This window comes from Kitasatospora sp. NPDC056184, assembly GCF_042268405.1.
GTDB lineage: Bacteria > Actinomycetota > Actinomycetes > Streptomycetales > Streptomycetaceae > Kitasatospora.
Map to the genome: position 1 here is coordinate 204,289 of NZ_JBHJUI010000010.1, position 18,311 is coordinate 222,599.

The 18,311-nt window shown below is 74.4% G+C and carries 15 protein-coding genes; 6 read left to right on the forward strand and 9 right to left on the reverse strand.

What is annotated here, in order from left to right:
* Positions 1–24: 24 nt before the first annotated feature.
* The 8 genes from ACFC0B_RS21460 to ACFC0B_RS21495 form a co-directional block, all read right to left on the reverse strand.
* Positions 25–2,397: an arylsulfatase gene (locus ACFC0B_RS21460; RefSeq protein ID WP_376087820.1), complete on the reverse strand. Its 2,373-nt coding sequence runs from the start codon at positions 2,395–2,397 to the stop codon at positions 25–27.
* Positions 2,394–4,043, reverse strand: coding sequence for an ABC transporter ATP-binding protein (locus tag ACFC0B_RS21465; protein ID WP_376087823.1), 1,650 nt, complete (start codon positions 4,041–4,043; stop codon positions 2,394–2,396). Before ACFC0B_RS21465 ends, ACFC0B_RS21460 begins: the two co-directional genes overlap by 4 nt.
* Positions 4,040–4,900, reverse strand: coding sequence for an ABC transporter permease (locus ACFC0B_RS21470; protein WP_376087826.1), 861 nt, complete (start codon positions 4,898–4,900; stop codon positions 4,040–4,042). The genes ACFC0B_RS21465 and ACFC0B_RS21470 overlap by 4 nt, the downstream gene beginning before the upstream one ends.
* Positions 4,901–4,903: 3 nt before the next feature.
* Positions 4,904–5,848 carry an ABC transporter permease gene (locus tag ACFC0B_RS21475; protein WP_376087829.1) on the reverse strand — a complete coding sequence of 315 codons (945 nt, stop codon included), beginning with the start codon at positions 5,846–5,848 and terminating at the stop codon, positions 4,904–4,906.
* 18 nt (positions 5,849–5,866) lie between these two features.
* A complete protein-coding gene (locus tag ACFC0B_RS21480; RefSeq protein WP_376087832.1) occupies positions 5,867–7,450 on the reverse strand; it encodes an ABC transporter substrate-binding protein in 1,584 nt (527 codons plus the stop codon).
* The gene (locus tag ACFC0B_RS21485) at positions 7,447–8,715 is read right to left on the reverse strand and encodes an ROK family protein (RefSeq protein WP_376087835.1); all 1,269 of its coding nucleotides are present in this window, start codon (positions 8,713–8,715) and stop codon (positions 7,447–7,449) included. The genes ACFC0B_RS21480 and ACFC0B_RS21485 overlap by 4 nt, the downstream gene beginning before the upstream one ends.
* Positions 8,716–8,743: 28 nt before the next feature.
* Complete coding sequence (locus tag ACFC0B_RS21490; RefSeq protein ID WP_376087838.1) at positions 8,744–9,709, reverse strand: TauD/TfdA dioxygenase family protein; 966 nt, start codon at positions 9,707–9,709, stop codon at positions 8,744–8,746.
* Between the two features lie 532 nt (positions 9,710–10,241).
* Positions 10,242–10,448 carry a hypothetical protein gene (locus ACFC0B_RS21495; RefSeq protein ID WP_376087841.1) on the reverse strand — a complete coding sequence of 69 codons (207 nt, stop codon included), beginning with the start codon at positions 10,446–10,448 and terminating at the stop codon, positions 10,242–10,244.
* A gap of 192 nt (positions 10,449–10,640) precedes the next feature.
* On the opposite strand from ACFC0B_RS21495, the gene ACFC0B_RS21500 reads away from it, so the two are divergent.
* The 3 genes from ACFC0B_RS21500 (at position 10,641) to ACFC0B_RS21510 (ending at position 13,328) form a co-directional block, all read left to right on the forward strand.
* Positions 10,641–11,123, forward strand: coding sequence for a cysteine/serine endopeptidase inhibitor (locus ACFC0B_RS21500; RefSeq protein ID WP_376087844.1), 483 nt, complete (start codon positions 10,641–10,643; stop codon positions 11,121–11,123).
* 107 nt (positions 11,124–11,230) lie between these two features.
* Positions 11,231–11,824 carry a hypothetical protein gene (locus tag ACFC0B_RS21505; RefSeq protein ID WP_376087847.1) on the forward strand — a complete coding sequence of 198 codons (594 nt, stop codon included), beginning with the start codon at positions 11,231–11,233 and terminating at the stop codon, positions 11,822–11,824.
* A gap of 130 nt (positions 11,825–11,954) precedes the next feature.
* Complete coding sequence (locus tag ACFC0B_RS21510) at positions 11,955–13,328, forward strand: NAD(P)/FAD-dependent oxidoreductase (RefSeq protein WP_376087850.1); 1,374 nt, start codon at positions 11,955–11,957, stop codon at positions 13,326–13,328.
* A 64-nt stretch (positions 13,329–13,392) separates the two neighbouring features.
* Here the strand turns inward: ACFC0B_RS21510 and ACFC0B_RS21515 are convergent, their stop codons facing one another.
* Positions 13,393–15,783 (reverse strand): ATP-binding cassette domain-containing protein, encoded by a 2,391-nt coding sequence (locus tag ACFC0B_RS21515; RefSeq protein ID WP_376087853.1) that lies wholly within the window; start codon positions 15,781–15,783, stop codon positions 13,393–13,395.
* Positions 15,784–15,938: 155 nt separating this feature from the next.
* Here ACFC0B_RS21515 and ACFC0B_RS21520 point away from each other — a divergent pair, with 155 nt between their 5' ends.
* The 3 genes from ACFC0B_RS21520 to ACFC0B_RS21530 all read left to right on the forward strand — a co-directional run bounded on the left by ACFC0B_RS21520 (position 15,939) and on the right by ACFC0B_RS21530 (position 18,135).
* Positions 15,939–16,931: a DUF6528 family protein gene (locus ACFC0B_RS21520; protein WP_376087856.1), complete on the forward strand. Its 993-nt coding sequence runs from the start codon at positions 15,939–15,941 to the stop codon at positions 16,929–16,931.
* A 305-nt stretch (positions 16,932–17,236) separates the two neighbouring features.
* Complete coding sequence (locus ACFC0B_RS21525) at positions 17,237–17,542, forward strand: hypothetical protein (RefSeq protein ID WP_376087859.1); 306 nt, start codon at positions 17,237–17,239, stop codon at positions 17,540–17,542.
* Positions 17,539–18,135: an acyl-CoA thioesterase gene (locus tag ACFC0B_RS21530; RefSeq protein WP_376087862.1), complete on the forward strand. Its 597-nt coding sequence runs from the start codon at positions 17,539–17,541 to the stop codon at positions 18,133–18,135. Before ACFC0B_RS21525 ends, ACFC0B_RS21530 begins: the two co-directional genes overlap by 4 nt.
* The last annotated feature ends 176 nt before the right edge of the window (positions 18,136–18,311 follow it).

Here is an 18,311-nt window from a genome sequence, read left to right on the forward strand (position 1 = left end):
CTGAATGATCGGCGGATTGATCGGTTATTCGAAGGCGGCGGCCGCCTTCCGCAGGGCGTCGGCGACGGTCGCCGGGTCGTCGGGGGCGGGGTCGCCGGGCAGGTAGGTGACGGCGCGCAGGCCGCCGCTGTAGCGGAAGGAGCGGTGGCGCTCGTACAGCGGCCAGGAGACCGGGGACTTCCGGTCGACGCCGACGCTGATGCCCTGGAACGGGGCCATCCCGATGAGCTGGTGGACGGGGCCGAGCCGGCCGGTCCCGGCGCCGTCGACCAGCAGCCGGAACTCCCAGCGCAGGCCCGCCACCGCCGTCGCCTCGACGGTGACCAGGCGGGCGCCGGGGGCGAGCGGGCCGGCGTCGGCCTCGAAGAGCTCGCCGTACTGGTTGTAGGCGAAGCGCAGCCGGCCGTCCTCGACGTAGAGGCTGTAGCCGCCGCCCTGGTCGCCGTGCGAGACCAGCACGCCCGCGTCCTCGGCGCCGTGCCGGGCGAGTTCGACCTCGATGGTGAAGGAGCGGAAGGAGATCAGCCGCGACGAGCGGTACCGCTCCAGCTCGGGGGTGCCGGCGAGCAGCCGCAGCGGGCGGCGCAGCCGGGCGTCGTCGGGGTGGCGGCGGGCGAGCGCGCCGCTGCCGTCGGCGAGCGGGAAGACGCCGTTGCGCCAGGCGGCGGCCTCCCAGGCGGCGGACAACTCCTTGACCAGGCCGGGGTGTTCCGCGGCCAGGTCGTGGATCTCGGTGGGGTCGGTGCGCAGGTCGTGCAGCGCCCATTCGCCGTCGTCGTGCGGGGCGCCGGGGCGGTGCAGGGTGACGAGCTTCCAGCCGTCGCGGTAGTAGCTGCGGTTGCCGGTCATCTCGCAGTACTGCTCGGGGTGGGTGGAGTCGGCGGCCGGGTCGCGCAGCACGGAGCTGAAGGCGAAGCCGTCCGGGGACTGCACGGGGGTGCCGCCGCGCCGCGCGGGCCGTTCGACGCCGGCCAGGTCGAGCAGGGTGGGCAGCAGGTCGGTGACGTACTGGTACTGGGTGCGCACGCCGGGGTCGCCCTCGGCGCGCGGGAGGCCGGCGGGCCAGGAGAGCACGAAGGGGACGCGGACGCCGCCCGCGTGGGTCTGGCCCTTGTAGAGGCGGAACGGGGTGTTGGAGGCCATGCCCCAGCCGCGCGGGTAGTGGACCAGCGAGCGCGGGCCGCCGATCAGTTCGACCTCCCGTTCGACGTCGGGGTTCCAGTCCTCGGGGAGGGCGGGGTGGTGGACGAAGCGGCTGAAGTAGCTGCGGGTGCCCTCGGCGCCGCCCTCGCCGGTGCCGCCGTTGTCGGAGGTGAACACCACGATGGTGTTGTCGAGTTCGCCGAGCGCGTCGAGGGTGTCCAGCAGCCGGCCGAGGTTCTGGTCGACGTTGTCGACCATGGCGGCGTAGACCTCCATGTAGCGGGCGTAGAGCTGCCGCTGCGCGGGGGTGAGCGCGCTCCACGGGCCGACCTCGTAGCCGGATTCGGCGTTGCGCTCCGGCAGTTCGGTGCCGGGCGGGAAGTGGCCGGCGGCGAGCTGGCGGGCGAAGCGGGCGGCGCGCAGCTCGTCCCAGCCGCCGTCGTAGCGGCCCCGGTGGCGGGCGAGGTCCTCGGGCTTGGCCTGCAGCGGGCCGTGCACGGCGTTGTGGGCGAGGTAGAGGAAGAACGGCTTGTCGCCGTCGTGGGCGCGCAGCGAGGTCACCATGTCGATGGCGCGGTCGGTGATGTCGTCGGTGTAGTAGTAGCCGTCGGGGAGTTCGTCGATGTCCAGCGGGCTGTTGTCGCGGACGAGTTGGTGCGGGTGGAAGAGGCTGGTCAGGCCTTCCAGGACGCCGTAGTACTGGTCGAAGCCCTTCTGCAGCGGCCAGTTGGCGCGGTTGTCGGCGGCGTTGGAGGCGGAGTCGCGGGTGAGGTGCCACTTGCCGACGGCGTAGGTGGCGTAGCCGGCGTCGTGCAGCAGCTCGGCGAGGGTGGGGATGTCGTCGGCGACCTCCATGCCGTAGCCGGGGAAGCCGGGGTCGGCGTTGGCGACGAAGGAGTAGCCGACCCGGTGCGGGTTGAGGCCGGTGAGCAGGGCGGCCCGGGCGGGGGAGCAGAGCGGCATGGTGTGGTAGTTGGCGAGCTTGACGCCGCGCTCGGCGAGGCCGTCGAGGGCCGGGGTGGGGATCTCGGCGCCGAACGGGCCGATGTCGCTGTACCCGAGGTCGTCGACCAGGACGACGACGATGTTGGGCGAGCCCTCGCGCGGGCGGACCCGGTCGGGCCAGGCGGGGGTGGACTCGCGGAAGGTGCGGCCGACGGTGCCGGGGAAGCCGGCGTACGGGTCGCGGTGCGGCGCGGCGTCGGGGGACGCCGGGGAGGCGGGGGAGGCGGGGGAGGCGGGGGAGGCGGTCATGCGGTGCTCCGGGCGGTGAGGGTGGCGGGCCGGGTGTCCGGGCGGGTGTCAGGGCGGGCGTCCAGGCGCGGGACCGCGGCCAGGAGTTCGGCGGTGTACGGGTGTTCGGGCGCGGTGACGACCCGGTCGGCCGGTCCGGTCTCGACGATCCGGCCGCGGTGCATGACGGCGATCCGGTGGCTCACCTGCCGGACCACCGCGAGGTCGTGGGCGATGAACAGCAGGGCGAGGCCGAGGTCGCGCTGGAGGCGGGCGAGCAGGTCCAGCACCTGCGCCTGCACCGAGACGTCCAGCGCGGAGACCGGCTCGTCGCAGATCAGCACGCTCGGCTCGGGCGCCAACGCCCGGGCGATGCCGATGCGCTGGCGCTGTCCGCCGGAGAAGGCGCGCGGGTGGCGGTCGGCGCTGTCGGGGTCGAGGCCGACCTGCTCCAGCAGGTCGGCGACCCGCCGCCGGCGCGCGGCCCGGTCGCCCAGGCCGTGGGCGATCAGCGGCTCGGCGACGATCTGCCCGGCGGTCATCCGGGGGTTGAGCGAGGCGTAGGGGTCCTGGAAGACCAGTTGGACCTCGCGCCGGGCGGCCCGCTCGCCGCCGCGCCCGAACTCCCGGCCCCGGAAGCGGATCTCGCCGCCGCTCGGGGCGTGCACCTGGACCAGCGCGCGGGCCAGCGTGGACTTGCCGGAGCCGGACTCGCCGACCAGGCCGAGCGTCTCGCCGGGGTGCAGCACCAGGTCGACGCCGTCCAGCGCGGTGACCGCGCGCCGGCGCGGGCCGTAGGTCTTGCGCAGGCCGGTGACGGTGAGCAGCGGCTCGGGCCCGGGCGCGCTGTTGGCGGCGGCCTCCGAGGGCGCCTCCAGACGCGGGACGGCGGCCAGCAGCTGCTTGGTGTACGGGTGTTGCGGCGCGGTGAGCACCTCGGCGGTGTCGCCGGACTCGACGATCCGGCCGTGCCGCATGACCAGCAGCCGGCGGCAGGTCTGCGCGATCACCCCGAGGTCGTGGCTGATCACCACCAGCGCGGTGCCGGTCTCCCGGTTGATCCGGGTGAGCAGGCGCAGGATCTGCTGCTGGACGGTCGGGTCGAGGGCGGTCGTCGGTTCGTCGGCGACGAGCACCTCGGCGTCGTTGGCCAGCGCGAGGGCGATCATGATGCGCTGGCGCTGGCCGCCGGAGAACTGGTGCGGGTGGTCCCGCAGCCGCCCGGCGGCGTCGGGGATGCCGACCAGATCGAGCAACTCCAAGGCCCGGGCGGCGCGTCCACGCTTGTCGGGGTGGGTGCCGTGGGCCCGCAGCGCCTCGTCGAGCTGCTTGCCGACGGTGAGGACGGGGTTGAGCGAGGACATCGGGTCCTGGAAGACCATGGCGATCCGCCGGCCGCGGACGGCGCGAAGGGCGCTCTCGGGCAGGGCGGCGAGGTCCTGGCCGGCCAGCTCGACCGAGCCGCCGGTGATCCGGCCGCCGGCCGGGAGCATGTGCAGCAGGGCGAGCGCGGTGGTGGACTTGCCGGAGCCGGACTCGCCGACCAGGCCGAGGGTGTCCCCGGCGGCGAGCTCGAAGCCGACGCCGTCCACGGCGGTGGTGCCGTCGAAGGCCACCGTGAGGCCGCTGACCCGCAGGACGGTGCGGTGGGGTGTGCTGCTGGTCATCGGCGGATCCCCCGGTTCAGGGCCTCGGCGATCAGCGTGAAGCCGAGCACCAGCGCGGTGGTCGCGGCCAGCGGGACGGCCGCGAAGGTCGGATGGGTGGAGAGGTAGCCGACGGACTGGCTGAGGATCGAGCCGAGGGTCGGCTCCGGCGGGCGCACGCCGAGCCCGAGGAAGCTCATCGCGCCCTCGATGAACACGCCGACCGACAGCGCCACCGCGGTCTGCACGATCAGCGGGTCGACGGCGTTCGGCAGGACGTGCCGCAGCAGCACCCGGACCCGGGAGGCGCCGCCGACCCGGGCGGCCAGCGCGTACTCGCGCTCCCGCTGGACCAGGATGCCGGAGCGCAGCTGGCGTCCGAACAGCGGCACTTCGGCGAGCGCGATGACGATGAACACCGGCCACCGGCCCGGGCCGAGCACGGCCGTGACGGCCAGCGCCAGGATCAGCCCGGGGAAGGCGAGCACCAGGTCGAACGCCCGCTGCACGGCGGTGTCGGCCCAGCGGTGGGAGGCCGCCAGCAGGGCGAGCGAGCAGCCGAGCAGCGCCCCGACCGGCACGGCGCCGAAGGTCAGCGCGAGGTCGGTGGTGATGCCGTGCAGGACCCGGCTGAGCAGGTCCCGCCCGAGGTCGTCGGTGCCGAACGGGTGCTCGGCGCTCGGCCCGGCGAGTGCCAGCGGGCCCTGCGCGTCGGGATCGCGGTCGGTGAGCAGCGGGGCGAGCAGGCCGGCCAGGGCGACGGTGCCGACCAGGGCGAGCCCGGTCAGGCCGCGCGCGGTCAGCAGCCCGGCGAGGTACCGGTTGCGGACGGTGGCGCGCGCGGGGCGCGCCGGGGCGGGGGCAGTGAGGGCGGTCATCGGTTACTCCCACCGGATCCGGGGGTCGAGCCAGGCGTACGCGAGGTCGGTGAGCAGTTGGACGGCGACGTAGCCGGCGACGATCAGCAGCAGCAGGGCCTGCACCACGGGGTAGTCGCGGCGCAGCACGCCCTGTTCGACGAGCTGGCCGAGCCCGGGCCAGGCGAAGATCCGCTCCACCAGCACGGCCCCGGCGACCAGGTGGCCGATCTGCAGGCCGAGCACGGTGACGGCGGAGGGCAGCGCGTTGGGCAGGGCGTGCCGCCAGACGATCCGGCGCCGCGAGACGCCGACGGCGGTGGCGGTGCGCACGTAGTCCTCGGCGAGCGCCCGGTCGATGCCGTCGGTGAGGTAGCGGGCGAGCACCGCGGCGCTGGGCAGGGCGAGGCAGACGGCGGGCAGCAGCAGGTACTGCAGCGCGAGGTCGGGGGCGTCGAGCAGTGACTCGTGGCCGCCGGCCGGCAGCAGGCCGAGGGTGACGGCGAACAGCAGGACCAGCAGCACACCGGTGACGAACGGCGGCACGGCCAGCACGGCGGTGGTGAAGGCGCGTACGGCGGCGGCGACCGGGCGGCGCCGGGCGGTGGCGCCGAGCACGCCCAGCGGCAGGGCCAGCAGGACGACCAGCAGCAGGGCGGCGGCGGTGAGTTGGACGGTCGCGCCGAGGCCGTCGCCGATCAGGTCGGCGACCTGGCCGCCGATCGCGTAGCTGGGGCCGAGGTCCCCCGTGAGCAGGTCGCCGAGCCAGCTCAGGTACTGGGACAGCAGCGGCCGGTCGAGGCCGAGCTGGGCGCGGATCGCGGCGACGGCCTGCGGTCCGGCGTCGGGGCCGGCCAGTGTGGTGGCGGGGTCGCCGGGGATCAGGCGCAGGATGAGGAAGACCAGGAAGGAGGCGAGGAGGAGGACGAGCAGCCCGGAGGGCAGCCGCTTGAGGAGGAAGCTTCGCATCGGGTTCGGGCCGTCCCGTCAGGCCGTGAGGTAGGCGTCGTCGAGGTTGAGGTAGCCGAACTTGTTGAGCGTGGCGCCGCGGACCTTGCCGCCGGCGACCTCGGTGAGGCCGGCGATGGCGAGGTCGATCACGAACTGCTCCTCCAGCAGGACGTCGGTGATCTGCCGGTAGAGCTCCTTGGCCTCGTCGCTGTCGCTGTCCGGCCGCTTCCAGGCGCGCCGGACGATGTCGGTGTAGGCGGGCGAGGTGAAGTGCGAGCTGTTCTTGGCCTCGTTGAACGGGTAGGCGCTCACCGCCAGGGTCGCGGGGTGGAGTTGGGCGAAGCCGTGGCTCAGCGTCCACAGCGCGGGCATGGTCTGGGAGATGAGCTGCTTCTGCATGGTGGGCGAGTCGGTGGGCTGCAGCACGGTCTCGATGCCGACCTGCTGGAGGTCGTACTGGAGGATCTGCGCGATGGCGGTGTTGCCGGGGTCGTTGCTGTGCGCGAACGGCAGGCTGATCCCGGAGAGGCCGGCGTCCTTGAGCAACTGCCGGGCGCGGTCCGGGTCGTGGCGGTAGCGGGCGGCGGCGTCCGCGCTGTACGCGGGGGAGGACCTGGGCCAGGGCGTGGCGGAGACGGTGCCGTAGCCGCCGAGCGCCTGCTGGACCAGCCGCTCGCGGTCGACGGCCCAGGCGATGGCCTGGCGCACCCGGCGGTCGCCGACGTGCTCGGCGGTCAGGTTGACGCCGATGTAGTGGGCGCCGGAGCCGGTGTCGTAGGGGGTGATGCGGAACTGCGGGTCGCCCTTGAGCGTGGCGACGTCCTTGCCGCGGACGCTGTAGGACAGGTGGGTCTGGCCGGTCTTCAGCGAGGAGAGCAGCGATTCCGCCTGGGGGACGACCCGGATCTCGACGCCGTCCAGGTAGGGGCGGCCCGGGTTCCAGTAGGAGGCGTTGCGGGCGAAGGTGAGCGAGCTGCCGGGCTTGCGCTCGGTGAAGGTGTAGGGGCCGGTGCCGACCAGCTTCGTCCCGGCGAAGGCCTCCTCGACGGTGGCGGAGTCGGGGATGATCATGAACTCGAAGAGGTCGAAGATGTTGCTCACCGGATGGGCGAGGACGAGGGTGAGCTCGAAGTCGCCGTTCTTGCGGAAGTCCGTGACGGCGGCGGCGGTCGAGCGCAACTGGGCGGAGCGGGCCGGGTTCTGCAGGTTCTTCACGGCGAACACCACGTCGTCGGCGGTGAACCGGCGCCCGCCGTGGAAGGTGACGTCCTCGCGCAGCTTGAGGGTCACGCTCGTGCCGTCCGGGGCGACCTGCCAGGAGGTGGCCAGCTCGGGCTGCGGCTTCAGCTGGTCGTCGTAGCGGGTCAGGGTGTTGAAGACCAGGCGCTGGACGAGCGTGTTGGCGCTCTGGGCGAACAGCAGGGCCGGGGTGAAGTCGACGCCGGTGCCGACCGTGAGCACGCCGCCGCGGCGCGGTCCCGACGCGTCGCCGGAGGACCGGCCGGCGGCGGTGTCGGCGGCCGAGCGGCAGGCGGCCAGGGCCAGCAGTCCGGCGCCGGCGAGGCCGCCGCGGAGCAGCGCCCGGCGGGAGAGCGGGGAGGCGGTGGGGAGGCTGGTCACGAGTGGGATCCTCTGCGGGAAGGAGCTGTCGGGGTCGGTCGGTGGGGCGGAGGGGCGGTCGTCAGGGCGTGCACCGGTCGGGCGTACAGGGCGCCGAGCGCGGCCGCCCCGGCGGCCACGGCGAGGACGTCGGCGCCGCGCCGCTGGGCGATCACCAGGCCGGTGTCGCGCCGCAGGTGCGAGCCGCGCGCGAACGCGGCGCGCACCACCTCCAGGTAGGCCGGGTCGAGGGAGGTGAAGTGCTCGGTCAGGACCAGCAGGTCGGGGTTGATCACGTCGGCCAGCAGGCCGAGCGCCCGGCCGACGGTCTTCGCGCGCCGCCGCACCAGCCGGTCGGCCCGCGGGTCGCCGGCCCGGACGGCGGCCACCAGCGCGGCGCGGTCGGGCCGTTCGGTGATCCCCTCGGCGGCCGCCGCGTCGAACAGCGTGGTGTCCGAGGCGGCGGCCGCCAGACAGCCGGTCCGGCCGCAGTGGCAGGGCGCGTCGCTGTCCGGCACCGGCAGATGGGCGATCTCCCCGGTCGGCGAGGCCGGGCCGGCGTGCACGGTGCCGGCCACGGCCAGCGCCGCGTCCACCACGTGGCCGACGAACAGGTGCACCATCGAGCGCCGGGCCGCCGGGTGCCCGAACAGGATCTCCGCCTGGGCCAGCGCCCGGGCGTGGTTGTCCACCTGGACGGGCAGCCCGGAGGCGGCCGACAGCAGCTCGCCGAGCGGCAGGTCCCGCCAGCCGAGCGGATCGTGACGGAGGATCAGCCCGCTCTCGCGGTCGACCGCGCCGCCGGTGACGGCGCCGAGGCCGACCACGGTGCGGCCGTCCGGGACGGCGGCGAGCAGCCCGGGAAGCCGCTCCAGCAGCGGCCGCAGCACGGCCGCCCCGGTGCGGCCCCGGTTGCTCAACTCCCGCCGGTGCAGCACGTTTCCGCGGGGGTCCAGGAAGGCGAAGGTGGTCATCGGCAGGCCGATGTGCAGGCCGGCCACCGCGATCCGGCCGGTGTCCACGTCCACCGGGAGCTGCGGGCGGCCGACCGCCCCGGCGCCGGGGGACGCCAACTCGGGCCGCTCGCGGAGCAGTCCGAGCCGCGCGAGGTCGACCACCTGCCGGGAGACGGCGGCCGGGCTCAGGCCGGTGAGCGCGGCGACCCGGCTGCGGGCCACCGGACCGTGGTCCAGCACCGCCCGCAGGACGGCGGCGGCGTTGACGTCCCGCCGCGCGTCCCCGGTGCGCGTCCGGGCGGCGGTGGCGGTCGGGTCCTGCGTGAACATGCTTCGCCTTCCCGGGAGTTCTGGTCGCTCAGGAGTTCCGGACGGCCTCCGCCTCCAGCTGCTCGGCCGGCACCAGGCCGGCCACCCGCGGCGGCTCGGCGGGCTCCAGCAGCCGGCTCGGCGTGCCGTCCACGCCCGCCGGGAGGTCGCCGTCCAGGGTGATCCGGCGCACCAGGCGCGGCTCGTCGCCGTAGTCGTTGACGGCGTAGTGCTGGGTGGCGCGGTTGTCCCAGAGCGCGACGTCGCCGACCTGCCAGTCCCAGCGCACGGTGTTCTCCAGCCGCTCCACGTACCGCTGGAACAGCGCGATCAGCGCCTTGCTGTCGGCGCCCGAGACGCCCTGGATCCGCTGGGCGAACGCGCCGAGCAGGAGGCTCTTCTCGCCGGTCACGGGGTGGACGCGGACCACCGGGTGCTCGGTCTTGAACGCGGTGGAGACGAAGACCCGGCGGAAGAGGTCGGCGACCTCGGCGTTGTCGGCGAGCTCGGGGCGCAGCGCGAGGCTCGCCGCGTAGTCGTAGTCGTTGGTGTGCACGGCGCGCAGCGACTCGGCCAGCACCTTCAGCGGCTGCGGCAGGTCCTGGTAGGCGGCGGCGGTGTTGGCCCACACCGTGGAGCCGCCGGCCGGCGGCAGCTCCAGGGCGCGCAGGATCGAGGCCTTGGGGTAGGAGGGGACGAAGGTGACGTCGGTGTGCCAGTTGTTGGCGCGCACGCCCTTGGTGGCGTCCAGCTCGAAGACGTACCGGCCGTCGGCGCTCGGGACCGTCGGGTGGCCGACCGGGTGGCCCAACAGGCGGGCGAACGCCTCGTGTTCGGCGTCGTCGAGGTGCTGCTGGCCGCGGAAGAAGAGCACCTTGTGCTCGTACAGCGCGGCTTCGAGGGCGGCGACGGTCTCGGCCGGCAGGTCGCCGCCGAGGCGGACGTCGTGCACGATCGCGCCGATCCGGCCGGCGGCGGGGGTGAGGCGCAGGGCGGGGGTGGTGGCGGTGGGCATGGCGGTTCCTCGACTCTCGTGGAGCGGGCATGGGGATGCGCGGGTACGCCCCGGCGGCTCACCCGGGCAGGGCGAGGGGCAGGCAGGGCGAGGGGCGGGCAGGGCGGTGGAAGGGGGTGCGGGACGGCACACGGGTGCCGGGGGAGCGGGCGGCCGGAGGGCCGGACGTCAGCGGGCGAGTGCCCCGCGACAACAGCGACAGCGGCGGCGGGCCGGCGCGGTGCGGTGAACGGTGCTCATCGGCCCTCCTTCCGGGTCCGGGGCGCTGCGAGTGGGCTCGGCGCTCATCGTGCTGAAGCCCTTGCCTCCCTGTCAATCACCCGTTCTGCCCGCTGAGAAGGGGTGTTGCGGCAGCGTGGCGCCGTGTTGCGGGCGATGGTCGGGCGGTGACGGCAGGGCTGCGACTGCGTGTTCCCGCCTGTCGGGGGCGTGTCGGGATTACTAACTTTCGCAGCGGAAGAAACTCCGCCGGCGGCGCGGGGGCCCGCCCGGAGGGCGTGCGTCCGGGCGGGCCCCCGCGGGGCGGGCGTGGTCAGACGCCCAGCAGCCGGGCGAAGTCCAGGCCGAGGCCGCCGAGCACGGGGAGCGCGCCGAGGTCGGTGACGGCGCCGACCGGGATGCTGTAGCCCTGGTTGACCTCCCGGGGCGCCGGCGCGGCGGCGGCCGGCGCGGTGAGGGCGGCGGCCGGCGCTCCGGTGAGGACGGCGGTGAGGACGGTGAGCTTGACGAGGGTGCGCACGGGGCCTCCGAGGGCGTGGGAACGGGCGTCCTGCAGAACGCGCGGAAGGGTCGTGCGGTCACGTATCGTCCCTCCTTCGGCCGGTCCGGTAAAGCTCCTTGACTTGTGTTCATGACAACACGTCACATGTCTGTACCGCCTCTCCGGCCGCCGCCTACTGTCCTTCCCGACAACCCAACTGGGGAGGACTGCATGCGTGTTGTTCCGAAGCTCCGGGTCCTGGCCGGCGTCCCGCTGGCGGCCGCCGCGATCGTCGCCCTGAGCGCCGGGAGCGCGAGCGCCGCGATACCGGTCAACCAGCCCATGACCGGCAAGGCCACCTACTACAACGACGCCGGCTACGGCGCCTGCGGTACCCGGATCAACGCCGCCACCCAACTGCTCGTCGCCGTCTCGCACACCTGGTGGACCACCGCCAACCCCAACAACGACCCGGTCTGCCAGGGCATCTCGGTCAAGGTCAGCTACCAGGGCAAGACCCTCACCGTGCCCGTCAAGGACCAGTGTCCGTCCTGCGACGCCACCCACATCGACCTCAGCCAGCCCGCGTTCGCCAAGTTCGCACCCCTCGGCCAGGGTGTGATCAACGGGCTGACCTGGCAGTTCGTCAAGACCGGCCTGACCGGCCGGGACGTCCCGATCGGCGAGCCCGTCACCGCCTCCACCCTCGGCTGAGGCCCGCCCCCGCGACGCCCTGCCCGCCCCCGCCCCGACTGTCGGCGGGGGCGGGCAGAATCGGCCCCGCGCACCGGGCGCGGCGGGGGACCGGCGGAGGAGTGGACATGGCGAGGTACGTCACGGTGGCGGCGGCGGTCACCATGGAGCGGGCGCGGCTGCGGGAGTTCCTCCGCTCACCGGTCGCCCCGCCCTCCACCAGGCCCGGGTCCGACTGGACCGGCCTCTGCGACGCCTGGCCCGACGAGGCCCTCCGCCGGCGCTATCGCGCCGAACTGCCCGCCGCCCTCGCGGAGTGCGACCGCTGGATCGAGGGCGACCACGCCGCCCTCCTCCACGGCCTCGACGAGGACGGCGGCCTCACCCTCCGCCACGACGGGTCCACCGGCGCCCTCGCCGTGGACTTCGACACCCGCGTGGACTTCGAACTCCCCGGCCTGATCTGGGCGCTCACCGCCCTGCGCGGCCTGGCCGACGCCATGGCCGGCGAGGACACCGGCCTCGTCGAGCTCACCGCCGACTGGAGCGGCGGGACCGTCCTGCTGCACCTGGCCCCGAAGCGCTCCGCCTTCCTCGACCCCGACCGGGACGCCGCCGCCCTAGCCCGCGCCCGCGACGCGGCCTTCGACGCCCGCCTCGCCGCCTGCGAGGCGGACGAGGACGCGGAGGCCGGGGAGGTCCTCGACCGGCTGCGGACCTGACAGGGTGCTCGGGCCCGGGCCCGGATTCTTGCAGGCTGTCGGTGGTTCCCGGGCGGCGGGCGGGCATAGCGTCCGGGAAACGGTCGGCGCGAGGTGGAGGTCGGGGTCCGTGGGATCCGGTGGCACGGGTGTGAACGGCGGAGTGTCCTTCTGGTGGGGCCGGCTCGGGCTGCCCGAGCCGCGGCCGGCGCTGCCCGGCAACCGGGAGGTCGACGTCTGCGTGGTCGGCGGCGGCTACACCGGCCTCTGGACGGCCTACTACCTCAAGAAGGCCGAGCCGGGACTGCGGATCGCCGTCCTGGAGCAGCGCTTCTGCGGCTACGGAGCCTCCGGGCGCAACGGCGGCTGGCTCTACAACGGCTTCGCCGGGCGCGGCGCCTTCGCCCGCCGCTACGGCCGGGAGCCCGCCGCCGCGATGCAGCGGGTGATGGACGCCGCGGTCGGCGAGGTCGCCGACACCCTGGACGCCGAGGGCATCGACGCCGACGTGGTGCGGGGCGGCGTCCTGGAGGTCGCCCGCACCCCCGCCCAACTCGCCCGCCTGCGTGCCTTCGCCGAGGCCGAACGCGGCTACGGACCGGACCGCGTCCAGGAGTTGGGCGCGTCCGAGACCGCCGAGCGGCTGCGCGTCGCCGGCGCCCTCGGCGGCGTCTGGAGCCCGCACGGCGCGCGCGTCCAGCCCGCCAAGCTCGCCGCCGGCCTCGCCGACGTCGTCGAGCGGCTGGGCGTCGACCTCTACGAGAGCACCCCGGTCACCGGGATCCGCGGCGGCCGCACCCCCCGGGCCGTCACCCCGTACGGCACCGTCACCGCCCGGTACGTCCTGCGCGCCACCGAGGGCTTCACCGCGGGCCTCGCGGGCGAACACCGCACCTGGCTGCCGATGAACTCGGCGATGATCGCCACCGAACCGCTCCCGGCCTCCTTCTGGGCCGAGGCCGGCTGGGAGGGCCGCGAGGTGCTCGGCGACTTCGCCCACGCCTACATGTACGCCCAGCGCACCGCCGACGACCGGATCGCCCTCGGCGGACGCGGCGTCCCGTACCGCTTCGGCTCCCGCACGGACGTCGACGGCGCCACCCAGCCCGCGACCGTCCGCCAACTGCGCGAGATCCTGCACGCGTTCTTCCCGGCCGCCCGCACCGCCCGGATCGAGCACGCCTGGGCCGGGGTGCTCGGCGTGCCCCGCGACTGGTGCGCCACCGTCGACCTCGACCCCCGTACCGGCCTCGGCTGGGCCGGCGGTTACGTCGGCAGCGGGGTGACCACCACCAACCTGGCCGGCCGCACCCTGCGCGACCTCGTCCTCGGCCACGACACCGAACTCACCCGCCTGCCCTGGGTCGGCCACACCGTCCGCCGCTGGGAGCCCGAACCCCTCCGCTGGCTCGGCGTCCACGCCCTCTACGCTGCCTACCACACCGCCGACCGCCGGGAGGCCGCCCGCCGCCGACCCACCACCTCCCCGCTCGCCCGCCTCGCCGACACCGTCGCCGGCCGGTAGACGGGAAGCCCCCGGGCCCGGCCGGTGGAACGGCCGGGCCCGGGGGCAGCGGGGCAGCGGGGACTCAGGCGCCCACGTACTCCGCGAGGTGCTGCCCGGTGAGGGTGGTGCGGGCGGCGACGAGGTCGGCCGGGGTGCCCTCGAAGACGACGCGGCCGCCGTCGTGGCCGGCGCCCGGGCCCAGGTCGATGATCCAGTCGGCGTGGGCCATCACCGCCTGGTGGTGCTCGACGACGATGACGGACTTGCCGGAGTCGACCAGGCGGTCCAGCAGGCCCAGGAGCTGTTCGACGTCGGCCAGGTGGAGACCGGTGGTCGGCTCGTCGAGGACGTAGACGCCGCCCTTGTCGCCCATGTGGGTGGCCAGCTTGAGGCGCTGCCGCTCGCCGCCGGAGAGGGTGGTGAGCGGCTGGCCGAGGCTGACGTAGCCGAGGCCGACGTCGACCAGGCGGGACAGGATGCGGTGGGCGGCGGGGGTGCGGGCCTCGCCGTCGGCGAAGAAGGCCTCCGCCTCGGTCACCGGCATCGCCAGCACCTCGCTGATGTCCCGGCCGCCGAAACGGTACTCCAGCACCGAGGCGTCGAACCGCCGGCCCTCGCAGTCCTCACAGGTGGTGGCCACACCGGCCATCATCGCCAGGTCCGTGTAGACGACGCCCGCGCCGTTGCAGGTCGGGCAGGCGCCCTCGGAGTTGGCGCTGAACAGGGCCGGCTTGACCCCGTTGGCCTTGGCGAACGCCTTGCGGATCGGCTCCAGCAGACCGGTGTAGGTGGCCGGGTTGCTGCGCCGCGAGCCGCGGATCGCGCTCTGGTCGACGGACACCACGCCCTCCCCGGCCGGGATCGAGCCGTGCACCAGCGAGCTCTTGCCCGACCCGGCCACCCCGGTGACGACGACCAGCACGCCGAGCGGGACGTCCACGTCGACGTCCCGCAGATTGTGCGCGGAGGCGCCGCGCACGGCCAGCTTGCCGGTGGGCGTGCGGACCGCCTTCTTCACCGAGGCCCGGTCGTCGAGGTGCCGGCCGGTGACCGTGCCGGCCGAGCGCAGGCCCTCCAGCGAGCCCTCGTAGCAGACCGTGCCGCCCGCCGAGCCCGCGCCCGGACCGAGGTCCACCACGTGGTCGGCGATCGCGATCACCTCGGGCTTGTGCTCCACCACCAGCACCGTGTTGCCCTTGTCCCGCAGCTGCCGCAGCAGGCCGTTCATCCGCTGGATGTCGTGCGGGTGCAGGCCGGTGCTGGGCTCGTCGAAGACGTAGGTGACGTCGGTGAGCGAGGAGCCGAGGTGGCGGATCATCTTCACCCGCTGCGCCTCGCCGCCCGACAGGGTGCCGGCCGGCCGCTCCAGCGAGAGGTAGCCGAGGCCGATCTCCACGAAGGAGTCGAGGGTCTGCCGGAGCGCGGCGAGCAGCGGGGCCACCGAGGGCTCGTCGAGGCCGCGCACCCACGCGGCGAGGTCGCTGATCTGCATCCGGCAGGCGTCGGCGATGCTGATCCCGCCGATCTTCGAGGAACGGGCGGCCCCGGTCAGCCGGGTGCCGTCGCACGCGGGGCAGGCGGCGAAGGTGACCGCCCGGTCCACGAACGCCCGGATGTGCGGCTGCATCGCCTCCCGGTCCTTGGACAGGATGGACTTCTGGACCTTCGGGACCAGCCCCTCGTAGGTGAGGTTGATGCCGCTGACCTTCACCTTGGTCGGCTCGCGGTACAGGAAGTCCTGCAACTCCCGCTCGCTGTAGTCGCGGATCGCCTTGTCCGGGTCGAGGAAGCCGGAGCCGCTGAAGATCCGCGTCATCCAGCCGTCCCCGGTGTAGCCGGGCACCGTGATCGCGCCCTCGGCGAGCGACTTGGTGTCGTCGAAGAGCTGGGCGAGGTCGATGTCCGAGACCGAGCCCCGGCCCTCGCAGCGCGGACACATGCCGCCGGTGATGCTGAAGCTGCGCCGCTCCTTGACCGTCTTGCCGGCGCGCTCCACGGTGACCGCGCCCGCCCCGCTGATCGAGGCGACGTTGAAGGAGAACGCCTTGGCCGAGCCGATGTGCGGCTGCCCGAGCCGGCTGAACAGGATCCGCAGCATCGCGTTGGTGTCGGTCGCGGTGCCCACGGTGGAGCGCGGGTCCGCGCCCAACCGCTGCTGGTCGACGATGATCGCGGTGGTCAGGCCGTCCAGCACGTCCACGTCGGGCCGGGCCACCGACGGCATGAAGCCCTGCACGAACGCGCTGTACGTCTCGTTGATCAGCCGCTGCGACTCCGCCGCGACGGTGTCGAACACCAGGGAGCTCTTGCCCGAGCCGGAGACGCCCGTGAACACCGTCAGCCGGCGCTTCGGTATCTCGATGCTGACGTCCTTGAGGTTGTTCTCGCGCGCGCCGTGCACGCGGATCAGATCGTGGGTGTCGGCCGCGTGCGGCTCGGGGTCCTGCGCGCCGCTCCTCGTGCCCGTGCTCATCGTCTCTCCGGTTCCTCTCGCCGTGCCCTCCGGTTCCGATCTAACCAGCCGGGTACGACAAGCGGTGTTTAGGCCGGTCGGAGGCCGCGCGCTGGCGGCCGGCCGGGGCGCACCGCACGGTGGTGGCGGGGCACGGACGACGGGAGGTGCCGGCGGTGTCGAAGCGGGCACGGCTGTGGCGGACGACGGCGGCCCTGGCGGCCCTGGTCGTGGGCGCCGGCGCGGTACCGGCGACGGCCGCCGGGGTGCGGCTCGGGTGGGCGGTGGCCGTGGTGGACCAGGCCTCGCGGCGGGTGCTGGTGGTGCAGGGCGCGGACGAGCTGATCGCCTACCGCGGGCCGGACCGGCAGCCGGTGGTCTGGTCGTGGTCCGCGGACACCGCCGGCGACCTCGCCGACCTCGACCCGCGCCGCACCTGGGCGCTGCCGGACGAGGCGAAGAGCCGGGTGCGGGACGGCCGTCGGTACCTGCTGGTCACCGCCTCCGGGGGCCTGGCGGCCCTCGTCGACACCGTGACCGGCGCGGCCGCGTGGGCCGCCGACACCGGACCGCACGCCAACCCGCACAGCGCCGAGTTGCTGCCCGACGGCAACGTGGCCGTCGCCGCCTCCACCGGCGGCTGGGTGCGGTTGTACACCGCCTCCCGCGGACCGCGCAGCACCGCGCACGCCGAGTTCCGGCTGCCGGGTGCCCACGGGGTGCACTGGGACCGGCGCACCGGCCTGCTCTGGGCCCTCGGCGACGACACGCTGACCGCGCTGCGGGTGGGCGGCACCGCGGCCGCGCCGGTGCTCACCGCCGTGCGGACGGTGCCGCTGCCCGAGCCGGGCGGCCACGACCTGGCGCCGGTGCTCGCCGCGCCCGGACGGTTCTGGGTGAGCACGGCGGCGCACCTGTGGCGCTTCGACCCGGCGGCGGACCGCTTCACCCGGATCCGGCTGGGCGCCGAGGGGGCCGAGCGGGATATCAAGAGCGTGGGCGACGAGCCCGTCACCGGGCGGCTGCTCACCGCCGCCCCCGACCACGCCGGGCCCTGCTCCTGGTGCACCTCGGTGCTCACCCTGCACCGCCCGGACGGCAGCCGGAGCCTGCCCGGCACGCACCTCTACAAGGCGCGCTGGTGGACCAGTTGGGGGAGCGGGGCATGAGCCCGGGGGCGGTCGGCGGCACCGGGGGACGGACGGGGGGAGGGACGGGGGGAAGGACCTGGGGAACGACCGGGGGAAGGGGCGGGGGACGGGCCGGACCGGGCTGGCATTCGGTGGATGCGGCTGATTTTATGCAACGCCAAACTACTCCAATAGTGGTCAGTTTCCGCTCCGGTTCCGTATACCTCCCGGTAGCGCCCCGGGCTGGGATAGCGTCCATGGCGCCGGGGGGATCCGGGCCCGCTCGGCGGGTTCGCACCATCCAGAAATGCCCTACCCATCCCCATCCATTCAGGGAGAGAACTGTGCGCAATTTCGTTTCGGAATCGAGGTCGGAGGCCGTCGACGAGCTGCGGCTCGCAGTGGAATCGCTGGCGGCCTTCCCGGCCCGCGCGGCGTTCCGCGGAACGGAGGTCGTCAACCGCCTCGCGGCGGTGGCGGATCTGTGCCGGGCGGTCGACGGCGTGCTCGACAGCCTGGTCGTCGAAGCCGCCGCCGAGGCCGCCGAGGAGGGCTGGACCGCGGCCCGGATGGCGTCCGAACACGCCGTCTACTACGCGCGGTTGCGCCGGGCGCTGCTGCTCACCGGTTCCACGGCAGAGCAGCGGTGAGCGCGGCAGCCACCCAGGCGGTGGACGTCAACGCCCATGTGGTGGTCTGTCCCACCCGGTGGGCCGACGTCGACGAGAACGGGCACATCAACAACGCCCGGCTGGTCTCGTACGTGCAGGAGGGAATTTACGACCTGTTCTGCCACCACGCGGTCGCCGTCCGGGAATCGCTGTTCCCGTCCGGATTCCTGATCGCCCGGCACGAGATCGATTATCTGGAACAACTGCACCACCGGCCGGAACCGTTGCTGGTGCGGCTCGCGGTCGAACGGCTGGGGCGCAGTTCCGCACACGTGGTGGTCAAGGTGTGCCGTGACACGCACACGTTCATGCGGGCGCGGACGGTCGTGGTCGCCAGGGACGCGGTCTCCGGCCGGTCCCGCACGCTCAGCCCGTCGGAGCGACGGTTCCTCTCCGGGTTCCTCTCCGACGAGGCGGCTCCGGCGGTACCGCCCCGGGTGGCGATCGCCTCGCCGCGCGGGTCGCTCTCCACGGCGTCCTCCGGGCACCACCAGGCCCGTCGATGCCTGCCGAACCCCGCTGCCCTCACCAGGGGCGTTTCGGTGATCCCGGACGGGCGTCGCGCCCGCTGACCTCCGCCGCGACCCGATCGATGAGTGGCAGGATCCTGCTGGGGCAGGATCCTGCTTGGTTGTGCGGACAGGGGACGGGGCGACGGCCGGGGGTGCGGTCGGGCCGGAAGGTCGAGCCGCCGGGGGACGAACTCCGATGCGGTGGCGGGGGATGCGACGGGGGACCGGGTGCCGCC

Coding starts and splice junctions, on each gene's coding strand:
- ACFC0B_RS21460 (WP_376087820.1), bottom strand. CDS start 2,397: ATGACCGCCTCCCCCGCCTCCCCCGCCTCCCCCGCCTCCCCGGCGTCC.
- ACFC0B_RS21465 (WP_376087823.1), bottom strand. CDS start 4,043: ATGACCAGCAGCACACCCCACCGCACCGTCCTGCGGGTCAGCGGCCTC.
- ACFC0B_RS21470 (WP_376087826.1), bottom strand. CDS start 4,900: ATGACCGCCCTCACTGCCCCCGCCCCGGCGCGCCCCGCGCGCGCCACC.
- ACFC0B_RS21475 (WP_376087829.1), bottom strand. CDS start 5,848: ATGCGAAGCTTCCTCCTCAAGCGGCTGCCCTCCGGGCTGCTCGTCCTC.
- ACFC0B_RS21485 (WP_376087835.1), bottom strand. CDS start 8,715: ATGTTCACGCAGGACCCGACCGCCACCGCCGCCCGGACGCGCACCGGG.
- ACFC0B_RS21490 (WP_376087838.1), bottom strand. CDS start 9,709: ATGCCCACCGCCACCACCCCCGCCCTGCGCCTCACCCCCGCCGCCGGC.
- ACFC0B_RS21500 (WP_376087844.1), top strand. CDS start 10,641: ATGCGTGTTGTTCCGAAGCTCCGGGTCCTGGCCGGCGTCCCGCTGGCG.
- ACFC0B_RS21505 (WP_376087847.1), top strand. CDS start 11,231: ATGGCGAGGTACGTCACGGTGGCGGCGGCGGTCACCATGGAGCGGGCG.
- ACFC0B_RS21515 (WP_376087853.1), bottom strand. CDS start 15,783: ATGAGCACGGGCACGAGGAGCGGCGCGCAGGACCCCGAGCCGCACGCG.